Here is an 18,948-nt window from a genome sequence, read left to right on the forward strand (position 1 = left end):
CAACGCTAATACTTTATGGACCGCATCAAACACGCCTTCGCGAGCAAGCACAACCTGCTCAATACCTACTTCACCGCCGGCTACCCCAGCTTGCACGACACCATTCCGCTGGCCCAAGCCTTAGTGGAAGCCGGGGCTGATATCCTCGAAATCGGCATGCCCTTCTCCGACCCGCTGGCCGATGGCCCCATCATCCAGGGCAGCAGCACGGTGGCCCTGGCCAATGGCATGAACCTGCCCGTGCTGTTCGAGCAGCTCAAAGGCCTGCGCACCGCTGTGCCCGAGACGCCGGTGCTCCTCATGGGCTACCTCAACCCGGTGATGCAGTTTGGCGTGGAGGAATTCTGCCGCCAGGCCGCCGCTGTGGGCGTTGACGGCCTTATCCTGCCTGATTTGCCGCTTGATGAGTACGAAGAGTTCTATCAGGAAACCTTCAAAAAACACGGCCTGAAAGCCGTATTTCTCATCACGCCGCAAACTTCGGAGGAGCGCATCCGGCGCCTCGACAGCCTCTCCGAAGCCTTCCTGTACCTGGTTTCCGGCCCGGGCACTACCGGCGGCACCACGCTGCCCGATGCTGTCGCGCAAGAGCAGTATTTCGAGCGCATCGCCGCCCTGAAGCTGCGCAATCCCCGCCTCATCGGCTTCGGCATTGCCGACAAAGCCGGTTTCGACCGCGCCTGCCAGCACGCCGAAGGTGCTATTATCGGCTCAGCCCTCATCCGCGCGCTGGAAGATGTGGCCGATGCACCGGCCGCCGCCGGGCGCTTCGTGCGGGGCATTAAGGAGGCGTAATCAGTTTCATCCAATCCAAAGGGCGTTGTGCTGAGTGCCGCCGAGGCACGACATCCTAACTCTAACACGTTCATTCCGTGATAATCCAACTCGAAAAATCCGCTTCGGTAGCCACCATCACCGAGCACCTGAAACAGCAGGGCTACAAAGCCACCGAAGTCACGACCCAGCACGCCCACTATTTGGTGGCTATCGGCAAAAAGGACTTCGACATCCGCACCATCGGCCAGCTGCCGGGCGTGCGCGACGTGCACCGCGTGAGCGACGACTACAAGCTCGTGAGCCGCAAGTGGCGCGTGAAACCCACCGTGCTCGACCTCGGCGACGGCGTAACCATTGGGGGTAACTCGCTGGCCATCTGTGCCGGGCCGTGCAGCATCGAGAGCGAGGCCCAGATGGAAAAGGTGATGGACCACCTCGTGGCCAACGGCGTGCGCCTGATGCGCGGTGGCGTGTTCAAGCCCCGCTCGTCGCCCTACGCTTTCCGCGGGCTGGGGCTGGAAGGCCTGCGCGATTTTCACCGCATGGCCCGGGCGCGCGGCCTCAAAATTGTGACCGAAGTCATGCAGGTGTCGCAGGTGGAGGAGATGCACGATTTCGTGGATGTATTCCAGGTAGGCGCGCGCAATACCCAGAATTTCAACCTGCTTGATGCGCTGGGCGGCGTGGATAAGCCGGTGCTGCTGAAGCGCGGCATTTCGGGCTCGATTGAGGAGTTACTGTCCTCGGCCGAGTACGTGTTTTCGGGCGGTAACGAGAAGTTGATTCTCTGCGAGCGCGGCATCCGAACGTTTGAAACCGCTAGCCGCAATACCCTGGATTTGAATGCAGTGCCGATTCTAAAAGCCAAGAGCCACCTGCCCGTGATTGTCGACCCCTCGCACGGCATCGGCATCCGCGAGTACGTGCCCACGATGGCCCTGGCCGGCGTGATGGCCGGAGCCGACGGCATCGTGTACGAAACCCACGAAACGCCCGAAACCGCTGCTTCGGACGGGGCCCAGACGCTGGATTTTGACGAATCGGCCCGCCTGATTCGCAACCTGCGGCGCGTGTATGCGTTGCGCCAGGAACTGGAATAAAGAAAAATTAATGTGAGCAGATGCTTGCATTTCCAGAATCGGTTCCTAAATTCGTCTCACTCATGCGCCACCAATTCGTCAATTGCATTAACACCCTAATGACTGCCCCCAAACAGGGCAGGTACGGGCTGCGATTGGCGCTACCGGAAGACGAGGCATGAAACCCGACTTTCTCTAGAAACCTTCAAAAGCCCGAATCCGTCAGGATATCGGGCTTTTTTTTCGCCCTGTTTTAACCACGCTTACCTTTTTCGTTACGCTATGTTTACCAAGCCCAACCCTGCCACCCCCGCCAGCCAGGACCAGCTCATCTGGAAGATGCTGTTTGACCGCCAGACCGCGCTGCTGCATCGCCGCGCCGTGCCGGTGTTCTGGGAAAACCTGGCCCGGCTGGGCTACAGGCGCGAGGCCATCCCCGACATCCGGGAGCTGAGCGCCACGATTTTTGAGGAAACCGGCTGGCAATTGGCCCCGGTGGGCCGCCCGTTTGAGCCGGCCGCGTTTTTTGCCCTTTTGGCTGAGCGTAAGTTCCCGATTGTGACCCGTATCCGGTCCATGCAGGCGTTTGATTTCAGCCCCGAGCCGGACTTGTTCCACGACCTGTTCGGGCACGTGCCCATGCTGCTGGATGAGGGCTTGGCCAACTTCCTGCACGAGTTGGGGCAGGCCTACGTAGCCCAGCCGGCGGGCTCGCCGGCGCGGGAGCAGCTGTGGGCACTGTACTTCTTCACAGCCGAGTTTGGCATGGTGCAGTACGAAGGCAAGCCGCACCTCTACGGGGCGGGCCTGTTGTCGTCGGCCGGTGAAATCCACCACTGCGTGAACGAATTAACCCCGCGCCCGGCCTTCGACCTGGCCACCGTACTGCGCACGCCCGTGACCGGGGCCCGCTACCAAAACCAGTACTTCATGCTGCCCGCCTGGGAGCAGCTCACCGAATGCGTGGAGGAGTTGGCTGGCCTGCTGGCGCAGCGGTAAAGAGAGTGCGTCTGTCATCCTGAGCGCAGCGAAGGACCTTACCACGTTAGATTGTGCTGACGTGGTAAGGTCCTTCATTGCGCTCAGGATGACAGACTATCACCAGGCGAAGCATCAATACCCCCAGCCCAGGCGGCGGTACACGAAATGCAGCAGCCACAGCGGCCCAATCAGCAGAAACTGCAGGTCCTTGAGGAAGCTGGGTTTCTTGCCTTCCACCTTGTGGCCCCAGAACTGGCCCACCCAAGCCAGCGCGAAGATGATGAGGCAAATACCCCACAGTGGCAGCGCCGCCGCGCCCGCTACTACGCGCAACGCCAGCGCCATGGCCACCCACACCAGCACCATGCCCAGGGCCAGCCGTCCGCTCAGCCGCACGTAGTACACGAGGGCCAGCGCCATTACCAACGTACCCCAGTTCAGCCACGGGCTGATTTGCCGGATGGCCGTTGGCACCGGAATGGCCCACAGCAGGCCGATGAGCGAGAACATAATCAGCGGCACGCACACCCAATGCACCAGCTTGTTGGTGGGGTTCTGGTGGCTTTCGCCGTATTCGGAGAGGAGGGCAGTGAGCGGGACCATGGCGGTGGGAATTGAAGTAGCGCGGACTTTTAGTGTGAATCGGGTAGCACGGGCGCGGACTGAAAGTCGACGCTACGGCCTTGGATTTCAGACTCACCAAAGTAGCACAAAAAAAGCCTTCCCAATCGGGAAGGCTTTTCTGTTTCAAACCCAAAAACTACGCTTTTGACTTGAAGCGACCGCGCAGGTAGGCCAGCGCCTGACCGTGGGCTTTGGCGGCGTATTCCTTGTTGAACTTGGGGTTCGAGGGGTTGGCGAAGGCGTGGTCGGCATCGTAGCTTTCGATGGTGACGCTCTTGCCAGCGGCGGTCATGTCTTTTTTGAACTGGGCCACCACTTCGGGGTTAATCCATTTGTCCTGGCTGGCGAAGATGCCCAGCACGTCGGAATTCAGGGTTTTGAGCTTGGCTACATTCTTCTCGGGCATGCCGTAGTACATTACGCAGCCCACCGTTTGCTTGCCGCCGAGCAGGGCTTCCTGCAGGCTCCAGCCGCCGCCGAAGCACCAGCCGATGCTGGCCAGCTGCGCCTTGGGGCCGGCGTACATCTGGGCCCCTTTGAGAATGGCCGTGGCGCGCTCGGTTTTCACCTCGCCCATGTATTTGCCGGCATCTTCGGGCGTGGTGGCCACTTTGCCATCGTAGAGGTCCACGGCGATGACGTTGACGTCGGGCATTTCGCTAGCGAAGGTGGCCGCTTCCTTCTTGATGTAGTCGTTGAGGCCCCACCATTCGTGAATCACGAACAGGTATTTGTTGCTGGGCTTGGCACTTTTGATTTCAAAGCCGTGGCCGGGTGTGCCGTCCGGGGTTTTGAACTCAATCATTTTGCCCTCGCCGGCATAGGAATAGGGCAGGGGCGCGTCGTGGCCGCCCGAGAAATCTTTGTCGGTGGCGAGCATAGCGAAGGCCTCGGTGGCCGAGGCCGACAAGTTGCCGGCCGGACGGGCGCAGCAGCTGGCCATCTTTTGGGCCGAAGCGGAGAAGGTGAGGCTGAGCAGCGCCGCGCCGAGAGTAAGAATCTTTTTCATGGAAATGGTAAGAATTGAAACGAATGAGCCTATCCAACAGCTAACCCGGCAAAACTTCCCGCGCAATGGTGCGAAGTTTTGGCAATTCACGCGCCACCCGGCTGTGCAGCGCGGCTGAGTCGGTGGTGCTCAGGGCAGTTTCGGCGGCGGCCACCACTTCGGCGGCCAGCTCGGGGTAGGGGCCGGCCAGCCGGGCGGCGGCCGTGAGGGCGTAGGCCCGAATGGCTACGGGCTCGCGGGGCGCCCGCAACATCGCCAGGCAGGTATCGAAAGCCAGCGCCTGCCATTCTTCGGGCACGGGCACAAATTGCAGCGCCCGCGCCACGGCCCGCCGCACGGCCGGGTGCTGCTCCGGACCGGGCTGGGCGGCGGCCAGCAGGCCCGGCAGGTGGGGCACCAGCCACTTGGGCCGCCGCTCGCCCACCCAGCCTAGCACGTCGGCGGCCAGCTGGCGCTCGCGCTCCGCGCCGTACCAGAATAGTTGGAGCAGCTCGGCCAGGGCCGTGGGGTGGGCGCAGGCATAGTCGGCCAGCCGCTTGGTCTGGCGCGCCGAGTGTTCCCGCAGTAGCTCGGTTCGGAGGTTCATGGCCGAAATGTAGCCCAGGCTGCCGCTTATCGATGCCGGCCAGCCCGGGCACAAGCCGAATCCTGGGTTGCTATGCGGCCGAAGTGCCGGTTGTAATCGAAGCGCTCAGTTCCGTGAGCAGCGCAAAAAGCCCCACGTAGGTCCGGTTCAAATAGATAAAGTGCTCGGAGCCGCGGGGCTCGCGCTGCTTGCGTAGCTCGGGGTCGGCCATCAGGTCGTCGCCGAGGGCGTATAGAGCGGCCATATAGGTCGGGTCGCCAAAATCGAAAGTGGTCTGGCGGAAAGGGCGGCCCACAAGCTCCAGCGAAACCTGCATGGTGCGCAGGTAAAGGGCCCGCATAGCCGGCGCATCGGTGGCACGGAGCACGCCGGCCTGGGTGAGCAGGGCAGCGAGGCGGGCTTCGTTGGCGAAGGTTTCGGGTGCCAGTAGGGCAATGAACAGCTCGTACACATCCATTGGCACTTCTTTCACGCAGCCAAAATCGAGCACGCCGAGGGTGCCGCCATCATCGGCCCGCATCAGGAAATTGCCGGGGTGCGGGTCAGCGTGCAGTTGGTGCAGCGTATTGAACTGGAACTGGTAGAAATCCCACAGCGCCTGGCCAATCTGGTTGCGGATTTCCTGCGACGGATTCGTTGCCAGAAACTCCTTAAGGTGCTGGCCGGGCAGCCAGTCCATGGTGAGAATACGGGCCGTAGAAAATTCGGGATAATAAGCCGGGAATTGCAGATGCCTCAACTCCTGGCACTTGGCCGCAATTTCCTGGCCGCGCCGCAGCTCCAGCTTGTAGTCAGTTTCTTCGAGCAGGCGGGTTTCCACTTCTTCCAGATAGGGGCGCACCTGGGCTTCGTTCAAACCCATGATGCGCAGGGCAATGGGCTTCACCAGCCGGATGTCCGACTTGATGCTGTCGGCCACGCCGGGGTATTGCACCTTCACCGCCAGGGTTTTGCCATCCTGGCGCGCGAAGTGCACTTGCCCGATGCTGGCCGCCTGCCGCGCCTCCGGCTCAAACTCATCAAAGAGCTGAAACGGCGACTTCCCGAACGCATCCCGAAAGGCCTTCACTACCAGCGGGCCGGAGAGGGGCGGCGTCGAATACTGGGCCTGGGCAAACTGCTCGGCATAGGCCGTGGGCAGCATGTTTTTCTCCATGGCCAGCATCTGCGCCACTTTCAGCACGGAGCCTTTCATCTCGCTCAGCGTGCCGTAGAGCTCGGCGGCGTTGGCGGCGTGCAGGTTTTCAGTGGTTGATTCGGCACCCACGGCCTTCCTGGCGTAATGCTTGATGTAGTTGGTGCCAACGCTGAAGCCGGTTTTGGCGAAGCGGGCGGCGCGGGCCACCTTGGTGGTCGGCAGGGAAGTTTGGGGTTCGTCCATTATGTAATTACTTCCGCACCAGAAACCGCACGAAATCCACGGCCGAGTCAATCGTGTTGCGGCCCACCAAATCGAAGCTCAGCGTCACGGCCTTTTCCACGGCGGCATCGGTGCGCTCGAAATTCACCGTGTCGTCTTTGGCGAAGTAGCCGAGCACGAATAGCGCCTGCTGCCAGAAAAAGCGCGGGTAGCTATCCTGCACCAGTGGGCGGTTGGCGATTTCGCCGGTCACGCGACCATCGCGCAACAAGTCGCTCACAAAGTATTCGAAGTCCTGCCGAAAATCGTCGAGCACGCGGGGCGACAGCGCCGGGATGCGGTGCAACGAGCGGCGTAGGCTCATCAGGGCGTAGGAGCGGTTATTCTTAAGGATTTCGAGGAGCGTGTAATAGAACGCCAGTAGCTTTTCGCGGCTGCCGTAGCTTTCCCACACGGGCTCTGCAGCGGCGGTTTCGCGCGCCTGTCGCCCGAAGTCAGCCCAGATTTCGCGGTCGATGGCCTCGAAGTTTGGGTAGCTTTGGTAGAATTCTGACTCGCTCAGGCCCAGCTGCTGCGTGAGCTTGAACACCGACTGCGGCGGGTGGCCTTCGTTGAGCACGAAGTCAAGATAGGCTTGTTTGATGCGGTCCTTTTCCATGCCAGTACAACCGGTTGGGTTGCCGTACGGTTCGGATTGTAGCGTGGACTTTTAGTCCGCGCTACGATGCGGCAATGCGCGCCGCCCGGATGGCTTCCACGGCCCGTTCCCGGCCAAACTTGTGCTCCACAATCGGAGCCGGATATTTCGATGTACCCACTTCGGGCACCCAGCGCTTCACGTACTTCATTTCGGGGTCGACCTGCGCCATCTGGCTCTCGGGGCTGTACACCCGGAACCACGGGGCCGAAATGGCCCCGGTGCCGGCCATCCACTGCCAGTTGCCCACGTTGTTGGCCAGGTCGTAGTCGAGGAGCTTGTCGGCGAAATACCGCTCGCCCCAGCGCCAGTCGATGAAGAGGTGTTTCACCAGAAAACCGGCCACGGTCATGCGCACGCGGTTGGGCATATAGCCGGTTTCGTTGAGCTGGCGCATGCCGGCGTCTACCAGTGGGTAGCCGGTGCGGCCCTCGCACCAAGCCTGGAATTCGTTCTCGTTGTTGCGGTAATGGATGTGCCGCATCTTGGGGTCGTAGCTCTCGGTGGCGGTATTAGGGAAATGCCAAAGCAGCATCATGAAGAAATCGCGCCAGATAATCTCGGCCAGCAGCTTCGGGTTCATCTCTTTGGCCTGGCGCATCACCTCGCGCACACTCAGGGTGCCAAAGCGCAGGTTCAGCGACTCGCGTGTGCTGCCGTGCTCGTTGGCGGGCGTGTCGCGGGTTTTGTGGTAGTTGCGCACGATGCTTTCGGCCGGCAGCTTCACCGGCGGGAAGTATTGCTCCTTGCGTTCAAAACCCATGCGTTGAAGCGTGGGGCGCGGGCCGGCTTTTTCGGTGGACACGTGGTACAGGTTGGCCTTCTGAAAGGCTTGCCTGGAATTGTGCGGCTCCAGCAGCTCATCGGTCAGCTTCGCCGTGTAGGCCTTCAGGTAAGCGCCGAAAACCTTGGGCACGGTGCCCGACTTGGTCATGATTTCCTCCTTGGCGAAGATGACCTGGTCCTTATAGGTATGAAATTCTACGCCGTGCTTCTTCAGCATCGCGGCTACGGCGGTGTCGCGTTGGGTGGCGTAGGGTTCGTAGTCCTCGTTGGTGAACACGGCGGCCACGTCGAAGTTTTTCACCAGTTGCTCCAGTACCGCCAGCGGCTGGCCGTAGCGGGCCAGAAAAGTGCCGCCGGCCGCCTCAGTTTCCTCTGCTATCCTCTCCACCTCATCATGAATAAAGGTGAGCCGGGCATCGGCCTTCTCGGGCAGGTGGTCCAGGATTTCCTTGTCGTAGATAAACAGCGGCAGCACCGGAAGGCCACTGGCCAGGGCTGCCGCTAGGCCCACGTTGTCGTGAATACGCAGGTCGCGTCGGTGCCAGAAGATGCAGATTTTCATGTGGCTGACTACTTCAGATGCAGATTTTCATGTGGCTGACTACTTCAATTTCCCCATTCCGCCATCCACGGCCAGTACCTGCCCGGTCACAAACGAGCTGTGGTCCGACAGCAGAAATGAGGCGGTGTAAGCCAGGTCCTCGGGCTGGCCGATGCGCTGCAGGGGTGGCGCTTGCCGCCGGCCTCCACCTTCTCGGGCGAGTTGAGCAGGGCGGCGGCCAGCGGCGTGTTGGTGAGCGAAGGCGCAATGCAGTTTACGCGCACGCCGCTGGCGGCATACTCGGCGGCCAGGGCGCGGGTGAGGCCTTCCACGGCTGCCTTAGCGGTGGCAATGCTGGCGTGGAAACTCATGCCGGTATCGGCCGCCACGGTGCTGAAAAGTACGATAGAGGCCGTACCCTCGGCTTTTTTCAGCCGTTTGATGGTGGCCTGGATGACGCGCACCGCACCCAGTACATTCAGGTCGAAATCAGCCGCGAAATCAGCCACCGGAATCCGCTCAAAGGGCCGCAGCTTGATGCTGCCGGGGCAGTATACCACGCCGTGCAGCACCTCGGGCAGCGCATCGAAAGCGGTGCCGGTATCCTGTGTGGCGTCGTAGTCGAAGTGCGCGATGCCCAGTGCTTGCAACTCCGGCGAGCGGTGGCGCGAGGCGGTGAAAAGATTCGCCCCGAGGCCGCTCAGCAGCGTGGCCGTAGCCAGGCCAATGCCGGACGAAGCGCCGATAATCAGGATGTTTTTGTCAGAAAACTGCATGGAGTGGGCGGGATAAAATAAGTGCCAACCTAACCCTCGGTTCGGCGGAAGGTTTGGCCGTCTGCTTGCAAACGGACGTCTTTTAATGGAAATAAGCGGGGCTTTGCGGCGGGGTTTTTTCTCAATAAATACCGGCCGAAAAGCGGCAGCTGGCAGCCTTTCGCCTACATTCGTCGTATTCGCGCCTATCACCCCACTGCTTCTATGAACATAACCAAACTCCTGGTCGCCAACCGTGGCGAAATTGCCATTCGCGTGATGCGCGCCGCCACCGAGCTCAACATCCCCACGGTGGCCGTGTACACCTACGAGGACCGATACTCGCAGCACCGCTACAAGGCCGACGAGGCCTATCAAATAGGCCGCGACGATGAGCCGCTGAAGCCGTATCTGGACATCGAAGGCATCATCCGCGTAGCGAAGGAAAACAGCGTCAATGCCATTCACCCCGGCTACGGCTTCCTCTCAGAAAACGCCACCCTCTCGCGCCGCTGCGCCGAGGAAGGCATCATTTTCGTGGGCCCGCGCCCTGAGGTGATGGAAGCCCTCGGCGACAAAGTGCGCGCCAAGGAAGTGGCCCAGCAGTGCCAGGTGCCCCAGATTGAAAGCAGCGAGGCCGATTTGGTCGACTTCGAAACCGCCAAAGCTGAAGCCCAGCGCATCGGCTACCCGGTGATGCTGAAGGCGGCCAGCGGCGGCGGCGGGCGCGGCATGCGCATTATCCGCGACGATGAGCAGCTGGAGAAAGGCTTTTTCGAAGCGCGGAATGAGGCCCTGAACGCCTTCGGCGACGACACGGTGTTCCTGGAAAAGTTCGTCGAGCGGCCCAAGCACATTGAGGTGCAACTCGTGGGCGACCACCACGGCAACCTCGTGCACCTCTACGAACGCGACTGCTCGGTGCAGCGCCGCTTCCAGAAAGTGGTGGAAGTGGCGCCCGCCCTGAACCTGCCCGACCACCAGCGCCACCTCCTGTATGAGTACGCGCTGCGCATCGGCCGGGCCGTGGGCTACGACAACGTGGGCACCGTGGAATTCCTGGTGAACCCCGAGCAGGACCGCATCTACTTCATTGAAGTGAATCCGCGCATTCAGGTAGAACACACGGTAACCGAGATGATTACCGGCATCGACCTGATTAAAACCCAGATTTACATTGCCGCCAACTACAAGCTCAGCGACCCCGAAATCGGCCTTGGCCCCGACGTGGTACCGCTGCGCGCCGGCTTCGCGGTGCAGTGCCGCGTGACCACCGAAAACCCCGCCAACGACTTCAAGCCCGACTACGGCACCATCGTGGCCTACCGCTCGGCGGGCGGCTTCGGTATTCGGCTCGATGAGGGCTCGGTGTACCAGGGCGCCGTGGTATCACCGTTTTTCGACTCGATGCTGGTCAAAATCTCGGCCCACGCGCCCACGCTGCACGGCGCGGCCCAGAAAATGCTGCGCGCGCTCGATGAATTCCGGATTCGCGGGGTGAAAACCAACATTCCGTTCCTGAAGAATATCGTCGGCAACGAGGAATTCCAGACCGGCCACGCCACCGTCGATTTCATCAAGGACCACCCCGAATTGTTCCAGTTCGAAACCCGGCAGGACCGCGCCACGCGCCTGCTCGGCTTCATCGGCGAGACGGTGGTGAACGGCAACCCCGACGTCAAGAACCTGCTCGACCCGCGCGCCAACCCGCGCCGCCCCCACATTCCACACTTCGAGTACACCGAACCTGCGCCCGGCACCAAGCAAAAGCTGGACGAGCTCGGCCCCGAGAAATTTGCGGAGTGGCTGCGCAACGAGTCGCTCATCCACTACACCGACACCACCTTGCGCGACGCCCACCAGAGCCTACTGGCCACCCGCATGCGCACTTGGGACATGCTGAAAGTGGCCCGTGCCTACGCCCAGCAGCATCCGCAGACGTTTTCACTCGAAGTCTGGGGCGGGGCGACGTTCGACGTGGCCCTGCGCTTCCTGCACGAAGACCCTTGGGAGCGCCTCGCCAAGCTGCGCGAAGCCATTCCGAATATTCTCCTGCAAATGCTCATTCGCGGGGCCAACGGCGTGGGCTACAAGGCCTATCCGGATAATCTGATTGAGCGTTTTGTGGAGCAGGCGGCCGAAACAGGCGTCGACGTATTTCGCATTTTCGACTCGCTGAACTGGATGAAAGGGCTGGAATCCTGCATCGGTTTCGTGCGCAACAAAACCACCCGCCTGGCCGAAGCCAGCATCTGTTACACCGGGGACATCATGGACCCGAACCGCACCAAATACACCCTCGACTACTACCTCAAGCTGGCCAAGCAGCTCGAAGATGCCGGCGCACACATCCTCTGCATCAAGGACATGGCTGGCCTGCTGAAGCCCTACGCCGCTACGGAGCTGATTCAGGGCCTGCGCGATACCGTGAAGCTGCCCATCCACCTGCACACCCACGACACGTCCTCGTTGCAGGCGGCCACTTATGCGAAGGCTGTGGAGGCCGGGGCCAACGTCATCGACGTGGCGCTGGGCTCGCTCTCGGGCCTCACCTCGCAGCCAAATTTCAACTCAGTGGTGGAAATGCTGCGCCACACGCCGCGCCACCGCGAATTTAACCAACATTCGCTCAATGAGTTCAGCAACTATTGGGAGGCTGTGCGCGAGATGTACTACCCGTTCGAGTCGGGCCTGAAAGCTGGTACTTCGGAGGTGTTTCAGCACGAGATTCCGGGCGGGCAGTATTCCAACCTGCGCCCACAGGCGGCGTCGCTGGGCTTGCTCGATAAGTTCGAGGAAGTGAAGCAGCGCTTTGCCGACGTGAATATGATGTTTGGCGACATCGTGAAGGTAACGCCCAGCTCGAAAGTGGTGGGCGACATGGCCTTGTTCATGGTGAGCAACAACCTCACGCCGCAGGACGTGATGGAAAAAGGGGAGAGCCTGAACTTCCCTGAGTCGGTGCGCGAGCTGTTCCGCGGCGACATTGGCCAGCCCGAAGGTGGCTGGCCCGCCGAGCTGCAAAAGCTTATTCTCAAGAACGAAACCCCGTTCACTGACCGGCCCAACGAGCACCTTGCGCCCATCGATTTCGACAAGGAATGGCCCGCGTTTCAGGAGAAATTTCCCGGGGCGAAGTTCACCGATATGCTCTCGTCGCTGCTTTATCCGAAGGTGTTTGAGGAATACTGGGCCTTCCGCCAGAAGTTCGGCAACGTGAGCAAGGTGCCTACTTCGACCTTCTTCTACGGCCTGAAATCGGGCGAGGAAACAATTATCGAAATCGCCCGGGGCAAATCGGTTATCGTGCGCCTGGAGTCGGTGGGCGATATCAACGAGGAAGGCTGCCGCACCATCTTCTTCACCCTCAACGGCCAGACCCGCAACCTGCAGGTGCGCGACCAGTCGGTGGCAGTCACCAAAATCAGCAACGCCAAAGTTGACAAGGCCAACCCGCGCCAGATGGGCGCGCCGCTGCAAGGCATGCTCAGCAAAGTGCTGGTGAAGCCCGGCCAGGCCGCGCCCAAAAACACGCCGCTCTTCGTCATCGAAGCCATGAAGATGGAAACCACCATCACCGCCCCGCAGGACCTGACCGTGGCCGACGTGGTTTTGCCCGAAGGCACCCGCGTAGCTGCCGATGACCTGGTGTTGACCCTGAGCTAAGCGAATTATGAAAAACTTAATTCTCCTCGGCGGCCTGTTGGCTGCCCTGCCCGTTGCCGCCCAGAAAAAAGCAACTAAACCCGCTGCCAAACCTACCAGCGTCTCGTCCGCCACGGTCACCCGCGTCATCCAGACCCTGGCCGCAGACGACATGCAGGGCCGGGGCACCGGCCAGCCCGGCGGCCTGAAAGCCGCTCAGTTCCTGGCCGCCGAGTTCAAGCGCATCGGCCTGAAACCCCTGCCGGGGCTAACCAATTTCGAGCAAACCCTCACCGTGTATCAGGGCCTGACCAGTCCGGTAGCGGCGGTGATTAACGGCCAAACCATGGCTCCGTTGCAAGCTGTGGCCATTTCCGGCCAGCCCACGCTGCGCTGGACCAGCGAGGACGCCCAGCCGCCGGCCGTGGTCGTCATCGGCCCCGAGCCGACCGAGCGCGGCAAAATGTTCTCCTACCTGCGGCCCACGGCCAACACGCTGGTGTTCGTCGACACGGCGCAGGTTAAAGCCTTCCGCCAGCTGGCCGGTTATGTGGCGAAAGGCACCACCAGCGCCGAGCCGCCCAAGCCTTTCTCGACGGTATTTGTGCTGGGGCCTAAGCCGGCCACGCTCACCTACCGCATTAGCGCCAGCAGCGTGATGGAGCCGGTCGAGTTGCGCAATGTGGTGGGCATGCTGCCCGGCCACGACCCCAAGCGCGCCAAAGAAAACGTGGTGTTCTCGGGTCACTACGACCATCTGGGCTACCTCAAGCCCGTGGCCGGCGACTCCATCGCCAACGGGGCCGACGACGATGCTAGCGGCACCACTGCCGTGGTAGCCCTGGCCGAATACTTCAAGAAGAAAAACGACAATGCCCGCCCGCTCATCTTCGTGGCTTTCGCGGCTGAGGAAGTGGGCGGGTTCGGCTCGCAGTTTTTCTCGAAGCAGCTCGACCCGCAGCAGGTGGCGGCCATGTTCAACATTGAGATGATTGGCAAAGAAGCCAAGTTTGGCCCTAATACCGCCTTCATCACCGGCTACGAGCGGTCCGATTTCGGCAAGCTCCTCCAAGCCAACCTCGTCGGCAGCAAGTTCCGCTTCGAGCCCGACCCGTACCCCGAGCAAAACCTGTTCTACCGGTCCGACAACGCCACGCTGGCACGTTTGGGCGTGCCGGCCCATACCATCAGCACCGACCAGATTCCGATGGATGGCCTCTACCATTCCGTCGACGATGAAGTGGAAAGCCTGAGTTTAAGCAATATGACAGCCGTTATTCAAGCCATTGCGCAGAGTGCCAGCGGCATTGTATCGGGTAAGCAAACGCCCACCCGCATTCCGCCCCTCACCGACGACAACCGGTAGAAACAGCCCCAGTTCGGATTGTTTGAGCTACTTGGCTCCTTGGAAGAGGATAGCGGAAGGGCAGAACATTGTCCCGTAAAACCATGTGACCGCTGATGCAGCCTTAATCAGGAACTGCTACATTATACATTAGAAGCTGGCGGACTGGATTTTTCTTGTCGAAAGTGCTTTGTCTAAGTATTTTGCGACTTGATTCACCTTTCTACTTGTTCTAATTTGTGAAAAAAAATCTGCTAATCTTATTGGGAATGAGCTTGCTGGTAACTCCATTGGCTGCTCAGACGGTCTACCTTACCCCATATAAGTCGAAAACGGATGCGGCCGCTCATGAGAAAAGCATGCACGATGCCGCACGAGACGGTGCAATTGTAAACAAAATGAACGCCATCAACGACGCTGGCCCCAATGGCTATGATATCGTGGCATTCGACAGTCGGGTGCGAGGTGTACGAGGCACCTCCTTTCTGGTCCCCACTTGGTCGCAGGGCGATGTGCTGCTCGGCACCGCTACAAAGGCCACGCCAGCAGTTGTAAAGTTCGACGTGTATAACCAACAACTGCGTGTATGGCGTGCTGCTCAAAACGACTCAATCATTATTGCTCCAGAAGATGTCAAGGGCTTTACCCTGCGGCCTACTGGAGCGCAGGGCCAGCCGGTCGAGCGTCATTTTGAGCTCCTGCCAAATTCGTTGGTACCGGAACTGCCCATTGCCTATGCCGAAGACCTGTCGACTGGCAGCGAGGTGCGCCTGCTTCGGCTCTATAAAAAGACGATTCTGAAGGGCCACGCTGACTCTTCATACGGCAATAACACGCCCATCGATTCTTTCCAGGATGCCACTCAATACTTCCTGCGCTGGGGTGATGGGACTTGCACAGTAGTGAAGCCCAACCGTAGTAGTATTCTGGCGGCTTTTGCTGTGCGCCATGCCGACAAGGCCAGTGCTGAAATGCACGATAAAACAAAGCTGCGCTCTGATGCCGATTTAGGCGGACTGGTAGCGCGGCTTGATAGCATCCTCAAAGCCCGTCCTTAAAACTTATTCAGCATACTAACAATCGTGCAGCAATCAATGTAAATGCACCGCTTCCAGCCGCGCCACCGGCGCACTGGTAGCGTTGAATAGCAGCAACGTGTCGCCGCTGATGCGGTAGGCGCTCGATTTGCCCAGGGCCTTAGTAAATTCATTCTCGGTGGCAAGGGCGGGGCAGGCCATTCGGGTACTCATCAGCGGAGTAAATTTCAGCCCCCCGGGCGTTTCACTGAAGAAGTTTCCCCGGAAGCGGTTGCAACTGCCGTTGCCCTCGGCTGTGCCATCGGCGCGGAGCAGTAGGTAAGGCTCCTGGGTGTCGGCCGGCACGGCCACCAGTTGGCCGGCCAGCTGACGCGGCACCCAGTGGGTTTCGCGTAGTGGCGCGTCGGGCACCCCACGGGCGGGCGGGCGGGAAGCAGCGGTTTCCTGAGGGGGACGGGTCTGGCAGCCCGCGGCCATCAGGCCCAGCAGAAAAAAGGAGAAGCGCATAGCAAACACGTTAAGAAGCTGACTTTACGCAAAAAAGCCTGCGTGACTACGCAGGCTTTTTGCTTAACGTTATTTTAGCAGGTTTTGCGCCAGTCGGTGCTACTTGCCCACTTTGAACGTGAGCCCAGCCCCAACGGTGGAAGTGCCGGCCGCCAGTCCGCCCAACGCCTGGCCAGCCGTGATGTCGAGGCGCATAGCCGGAATGGGCCGGAAATATACCCCCGCCGTGGTGCCAGTATTCAGCGCTTGACGACCGTAGCCGTAGGCTTCCACGAAGAAACCAGCCTTATCGCTCAGTGGGCCATTCAGGGCCAGCGTGCCCAGGAACTGGCCTTTTTCGATGTCTTTGGTGGTGAGGCCACGCTGGCTAAAGCCGAAGTTGGCTTCGAGCCCAAACCGCTGGCCCAACTGCTCGCTTACCAGCAGGCGGCCGCCGGGGCCCCAGGTGGTGCCGCGCAGGCCCGCACTGCCCGTGCCCGGCACCGCCGATTCGACCAGAATGGCCACCTGCGTGCGGGTATCGTAGTTGGGCGAAATCATGAATTTCGCGCCTACCACCACGGGTGCCCAGCCGCTGGAATCGACGCGGCCAGCTTCGGTGATGCGCGACGGGCCGCTGTGGAAATAGGGCTGGCTCACGCGCAGCTCCATGCTGTTAAAAAAGCCAATGCGCAGCGTGGCGGCGCTCAGGCTCTGGGCCAAGCCCACGCCGCCAAACTGGCGCTGGAAGCCCGTTTCGAGCTGAAAGCGGCCCGGGCGAAGGACCTGGGCGGTGATGGTTTGGCCGGGACGGTCGGCGCGAATGTTTCGCACGAACGGGGCATCCACGTTGGGATTGTTTTCGTCGGGCGTGTTCTGGGCCAGGGTGAGGCCGGGGCTGCCCAGCAGGGCAGCGGCGGCCAGCAGAGTGGTCTTGCGCATAGCCTAAAGACCGCCTCCGCTACGGAATGATTCAACTTAGGTTGCACTTTCCAGAAATTTCACCTGATAATACCACCTGCTTGTTTCATAATGCCACCTTACAGCCGTCTGGTGTACTTTTGCGTACAATCCTCCAACCTATGAAAACAACCGCTACTCTTGCCTTTGTGGGATTTCTGCTGCTGGCTTCCGGGCGCTTGCTCGCGCAGCAGACTTTCCCGATTTATACGGGCACCGTGCCCGATTCCAAGCCCAGCGCGGTGCAGGAAACCAGCGTAACGCTGGCCAACGGCGGGGTGCGGATTTCCAACGTGGTGCAGCCCAACCTCACGGCATTCCTGCCGGCGGCAGGCACGGCCAACGGCACGGCGGTTATTATTTGCCCCGGCGGTGGTTACACCCGGCTGTCCATCGACAGCGAGGGCTACGACGTGGCCAAGCGCCTGAACGAGTTCGGGGTGACGGCCTTCGTGCTGAAATACCGCCTGCCCAACGACGAAAGCCAGCCCGACAAATCCATTGCCCCGCTGCTCGATGCCCAGCAGGCCCTGCGCCTCGTGCGCCAGCAGGCCGCCAAATACAGCATCAATCCCGAGCGCATTGGCCTGATGGGCTTCTCGGCGGGCGGGCACCTGGCGGCGTGGGCCGGCACCCAGTTTGCCAAGCCGGTGGGCGACAACGTGGGGCCGACTTCGGTGCGGCCCGCGTTTTTGGTGCTGATGTACCCGGTTATCAGTTTCAGCGATACCCTGAAACACACGGGCTCGCGCGATAACCTGCTGGGCAAAACGCCCTCGGCGGCGCAAATCCGGCAGTATTCCAACGAATTGCAGGTGACGGCCCAGACGCCGCCCACCTTCCTCGTGCACGCTCAGGACGACAAAACGGTGCCCGTGAACAACAGCATCGTGTTCTACCAGGCCTGCCTGCGCCACGGCGTGCCGGCCGAAATGCACCTCTACCCCAAGGGCGGCCACGGCTTCGGGCTCAACAATAAAACCACCAAAGACCTCTGGACGGACCGCCTGCGCAACTGGCTCGACGCCAACGGCTGGCTCTCGAAATAATGCGCAATCTAGTTGCCGTCGGACTGCTGGCGCTGCTGGCAGGCTGCGAGCAGAAGCTCCATTCTACCCGTTCAGATGCGCGGGCCATGCCCAGCGTGGCGGTCGCGCCAGCGCCCCTGCCCGCGCCGTCGCCTGTCGTCCCGACCCCCCAGGCCAAGCCAAAGCCGCCGCCCGAAATTCCCGGCTGGGCCCCGCCCGCCGCGGCCGATACGCTGGTGCTGCTCAACGGCCAGCCCTACCACCTGCTGCTGGCCGCCGAAACCGACTCCACCCACCGCCTCACGGCTACCTACGAAGAAACGCCCGGTCGCTTCAAGCGCGTGCGGGGCTTTGAGGGCTACTATACCGTGACGTTGCGCGAGCAATCCGGCCGCCAGATTTTCAGCCGCAAGCTGCGCAAAGCGGCATTTTTTAAGAAGGCTGGGGCCGACATCGTGACCGAAAGCGAGGCCTACCTGCCGCAGTTCCTGGGCTATAGCCGGCCGCTGGGCGCGCTGGTTTTCACCCTCGATTTCATGGTGCCCGATAGCGACGTAGGCAGCCAGGTGGTGCTCATGCTGGACCTGGCCGGTAACGTGCTACGCCTGAGCGAAGGCCGCGGCCCCGGCGGTGGCCCGGAGTGCGAGCCTGCCCTCTCGCCCAATGGCGCGGCCCTGCTCACGGCGTCGGAGCTGCTGCGGCCCGGCCGGCCGCCCATGCGCTTCGAGCGGCCCGATGCCGAGCTGGTGGGGGCCTCCTTCCTCAGCGACAGCACCGTACTGGTGGTGTACGCGCCCGGCAAGGCGCACCCCATCCGCTTTGCCGATGGCATGGAAGGCTACGGTCGCACGCCCACCGTGCAACAGCTGCGCGCGCCCAATGCCTTCGTGAGAAACATCCGCACCGGGCGCGTGCTGCGCCGCTTCCACTACCAGGGCTACTACGAGGAAATGGGCTACACCATTCCCAGCTTCCAGCTGCGGGCCACTGCCACGCAGTACCTGCTCGATGACAAGCGCGGCCTTTACCTGCTGCCGCTGGCAGGCACGGGCGTGCCCGTGGAACTGCGCTTTGCCACCATGCCGCGCTTCACGCCGCCCAAGCGCCTGGCTGAGGTGCGCGTCGAAGTCAACAGTGCGGAAACCACCTTCGCGTTCTACGTGGATACCAGCAGCGTGCAGCCCCGCATCCGCTACCAGCGGCTGGAGTAACACTGTAGCGTGGACTCTGCGAGTCCGCGCATGAGCGAGGC

At 61.2% G+C, this 18,948-nt stretch carries 16 protein-coding genes and 1 pseudogene; 8 read left to right on the top strand and 9 right to left on the bottom strand.

Going from position 1 to position 18,948, the window contains the following annotated elements; translation table 11 throughout:
* Positions 1-15 precede the first annotated feature (15 nt).
* The 3 genes from trpA (at position 16) to ACYU7Q_RS02170 (ending at position 2,855) form a co-directional block, all read left to right on the top strand.
* Positions 16-795, top strand: a complete 780-nt coding sequence (gene trpA / locus ACYU7Q_RS02160) for a tryptophan synthase subunit alpha (RefSeq protein ID WP_460607791.1) — start codon at positions 16-18, stop codon at positions 793-795.
* Between the two features lie 77 nt (positions 796-872).
* Positions 873-1,877, top strand: coding sequence for a 3-deoxy-7-phosphoheptulonate synthase (gene aroF, locus ACYU7Q_RS02165; protein ID WP_460607792.1), 1,005 nt, complete (start codon positions 873-875; stop codon positions 1,875-1,877).
* A gap of 261 nt (positions 1,878-2,138) precedes the next feature.
* Positions 2,139-2,855, top strand: a complete 717-nt coding sequence (locus tag ACYU7Q_RS02170) for a phenylalanine-4-hydroxylase (protein ID WP_460607793.1) — start codon at positions 2,139-2,141, stop codon at positions 2,853-2,855.
* 114 nt (positions 2,856-2,969) lie between these two features.
* On the opposite strand, the gene ACYU7Q_RS02175 is transcribed toward ACYU7Q_RS02170, so the two are convergent.
* From ACYU7Q_RS02175 to ACYU7Q_RS02205, 7 genes and pseudogenes are all read right to left on the bottom strand, one after another.
* Positions 2,970-3,440 carry an Mpo1 family 2-hydroxy fatty acid dioxygenase gene (locus ACYU7Q_RS02175; protein WP_460607794.1) on the bottom strand — a complete coding sequence of 157 codons (471 nt, stop codon included), beginning with the start codon at positions 3,438-3,440 and terminating at the stop codon, positions 2,970-2,972.
* Between the two features lie 157 nt (positions 3,441-3,597).
* On the bottom strand, positions 3,598-4,470 hold the full coding sequence (locus tag ACYU7Q_RS02180) for a dienelactone hydrolase family protein (RefSeq protein ID WP_460607795.1): 873 nt from the start codon (positions 4,468-4,470) through the stop codon (positions 3,598-3,600).
* Positions 4,471-4,510: 40 nt separating this feature from the next.
* Positions 4,511-5,056, bottom strand: coding sequence for a hypothetical protein (locus tag ACYU7Q_RS02185; protein WP_460607796.1), 546 nt, complete (start codon positions 5,054-5,056; stop codon positions 4,511-4,513).
* A 70-nt stretch (positions 5,057-5,126) separates the two neighbouring features.
* Positions 5,127-6,437, bottom strand: a complete 1,311-nt coding sequence (locus tag ACYU7Q_RS02190) for an ABC1 kinase family protein (protein ID WP_460607797.1) — start codon at positions 6,435-6,437, stop codon at positions 5,127-5,129.
* Positions 6,438-6,444: 7 nt separating this feature from the next.
* On the bottom strand, positions 6,445-7,074 hold the full coding sequence (locus tag ACYU7Q_RS02195) for a TetR/AcrR family transcriptional regulator (RefSeq protein ID WP_460607798.1): 630 nt from the start codon (positions 7,072-7,074) through the stop codon (positions 6,445-6,447).
* Between the two features lie 61 nt (positions 7,075-7,135).
* Entirely contained in the window at positions 7,136-8,461 is a 1,326-nt protein-coding gene (locus ACYU7Q_RS02200) for a cryptochrome/photolyase family protein (RefSeq protein WP_460607799.1), read from the bottom strand.
* 39 nt (positions 8,462-8,500) lie between these two features.
* Positions 8,501-9,216, bottom strand: a pseudogene (locus tag ACYU7Q_RS02205) (SDR family NAD(P)-dependent oxidoreductase).
* A gap of 204 nt (positions 9,217-9,420) precedes the next feature.
* Here ACYU7Q_RS02205 and ACYU7Q_RS02210 point away from each other — a divergent pair.
* From ACYU7Q_RS02210 to ACYU7Q_RS02220, 3 genes are all read left to right on the top strand, one after another.
* The gene (locus ACYU7Q_RS02210) at positions 9,421-12,861 is read left to right on the top strand and encodes a pyruvate carboxylase (RefSeq protein ID WP_460607800.1); all 3,441 of its coding nucleotides are present in this window, start codon (positions 9,421-9,423) and stop codon (positions 12,859-12,861) included.
* 7 nt (positions 12,862-12,868) lie between these two features.
* Positions 12,869-14,206, top strand: a complete 1,338-nt coding sequence (locus ACYU7Q_RS02215; protein WP_460607801.1) for a zinc-binding metallopeptidase family protein — start codon at positions 12,869-12,871, stop codon at positions 14,204-14,206.
* Positions 14,207-14,424: 218 nt separating this feature from the next.
* Positions 14,425-15,243, top strand: a complete 819-nt coding sequence (locus ACYU7Q_RS02220; RefSeq protein ID WP_460607802.1) for a hypothetical protein — start codon at positions 14,425-14,427, stop codon at positions 15,241-15,243.
* A 33-nt stretch (positions 15,244-15,276) separates the two neighbouring features.
* Here the strand turns inward: ACYU7Q_RS02220 and ACYU7Q_RS02225 are convergent, their stop codons facing one another.
* Both ACYU7Q_RS02225 and ACYU7Q_RS02230 read right to left on the bottom strand, forming a co-directional pair.
* Positions 15,277-15,729, bottom strand: a complete 453-nt coding sequence (locus ACYU7Q_RS02225; RefSeq protein WP_460607803.1) for an META domain-containing protein — start codon at positions 15,727-15,729, stop codon at positions 15,277-15,279.
* Positions 15,730-15,828: 99 nt separating this feature from the next.
* Entirely contained in the window at positions 15,829-16,650 is an 822-nt protein-coding gene (locus ACYU7Q_RS02230; RefSeq protein ID WP_460607804.1) for a transporter, read from the bottom strand.
* A 140-nt stretch (positions 16,651-16,790) separates the two neighbouring features.
* Between ACYU7Q_RS02230 and ACYU7Q_RS02235 the strand changes: the two genes are divergently transcribed.
* Together ACYU7Q_RS02235 and ACYU7Q_RS02240 are read left to right on the top strand one after the other, a co-directional pair.
* Positions 16,791-17,717 carry an alpha/beta hydrolase gene (locus tag ACYU7Q_RS02235; RefSeq protein WP_460607805.1) on the top strand — a complete coding sequence of 309 codons (927 nt, stop codon included), beginning with the start codon at positions 16,791-16,793 and terminating at the stop codon, positions 17,715-17,717.
* Positions 17,717-18,907, top strand: coding sequence for a hypothetical protein (locus tag ACYU7Q_RS02240; protein ID WP_460607806.1), 1,191 nt, complete (start codon positions 17,717-17,719; stop codon positions 18,905-18,907). The genes ACYU7Q_RS02235 and ACYU7Q_RS02240 overlap by 1 nt, the downstream gene beginning before the upstream one ends.
* Positions 18,908-18,948: the final 41 nt, after the last annotated feature.

The organism is Hymenobacter terrigena (assembly GCF_054776515.1).

Excerpts from the sequence above, each read along its gene's own strand:
- trpA (WP_460607791.1), top strand. The coding sequence starts at position 16 with ATGGACCGCATCAAACACGCCTTCGCGAGCAAGCACAACCTGCTCAAT.
- ACYU7Q_RS02170 (WP_460607793.1), top strand. The coding sequence starts at position 2,139 with ATGTTTACCAAGCCCAACCCTGCCACCCCCGCCAGCCAGGACCAGCTC.
- ACYU7Q_RS02175 (WP_460607794.1), bottom strand. The coding sequence starts at position 3,440 with ATGGTCCCGCTCACTGCCCTCCTCTCCGAATACGGCGAAAGCCACCAG.
- ACYU7Q_RS02180 (WP_460607795.1), bottom strand. The coding sequence starts at position 4,470 with ATGAAAAAGATTCTTACTCTCGGCGCGGCGCTGCTCAGCCTCACCTTC.
- ACYU7Q_RS02185 (WP_460607796.1), bottom strand. The coding sequence starts at position 5,056 with ATGAACCTCCGAACCGAGCTACTGCGGGAACACTCGGCGCGCCAGACC.
- ACYU7Q_RS02190 (WP_460607797.1), bottom strand. The coding sequence starts at position 6,437 with ATGGACGAACCCCAAACTTCCCTGCCGACCACCAAGGTGGCCCGCGCC.
- ACYU7Q_RS02195 (WP_460607798.1), bottom strand. The coding sequence starts at position 7,074 with ATGGAAAAGGACCGCATCAAACAAGCCTATCTTGACTTCGTGCTCAAC.
- ACYU7Q_RS02200 (WP_460607799.1), bottom strand. The coding sequence starts at position 8,461 with ATGAAAATCTGCATCTTCTGGCACCGACGCGACCTGCGTATTCACGAC.
- ACYU7Q_RS02210 (WP_460607800.1), top strand. The coding sequence starts at position 9,421 with ATGAACATAACCAAACTCCTGGTCGCCAACCGTGGCGAAATTGCCATT.
- ACYU7Q_RS02215 (WP_460607801.1), top strand. The coding sequence starts at position 12,869 with ATGAAAAACTTAATTCTCCTCGGCGGCCTGTTGGCTGCCCTGCCCGTT.
- ACYU7Q_RS02225 (WP_460607803.1), bottom strand. The coding sequence starts at position 15,729 with ATGCGCTTCTCCTTTTTTCTGCTGGGCCTGATGGCCGCGGGCTGCCAG.
- ACYU7Q_RS02230 (WP_460607804.1), bottom strand. The coding sequence starts at position 16,650 with ATGCGCAAGACCACTCTGCTGGCCGCCGCTGCCCTGCTGGGCAGCCCC.
- ACYU7Q_RS02235 (WP_460607805.1), top strand. The coding sequence starts at position 16,791 with ATGAAAACAACCGCTACTCTTGCCTTTGTGGGATTTCTGCTGCTGGCT.
- ACYU7Q_RS02240 (WP_460607806.1), top strand. The coding sequence starts at position 17,717 with ATGCGCAATCTAGTTGCCGTCGGACTGCTGGCGCTGCTGGCAGGCTGC.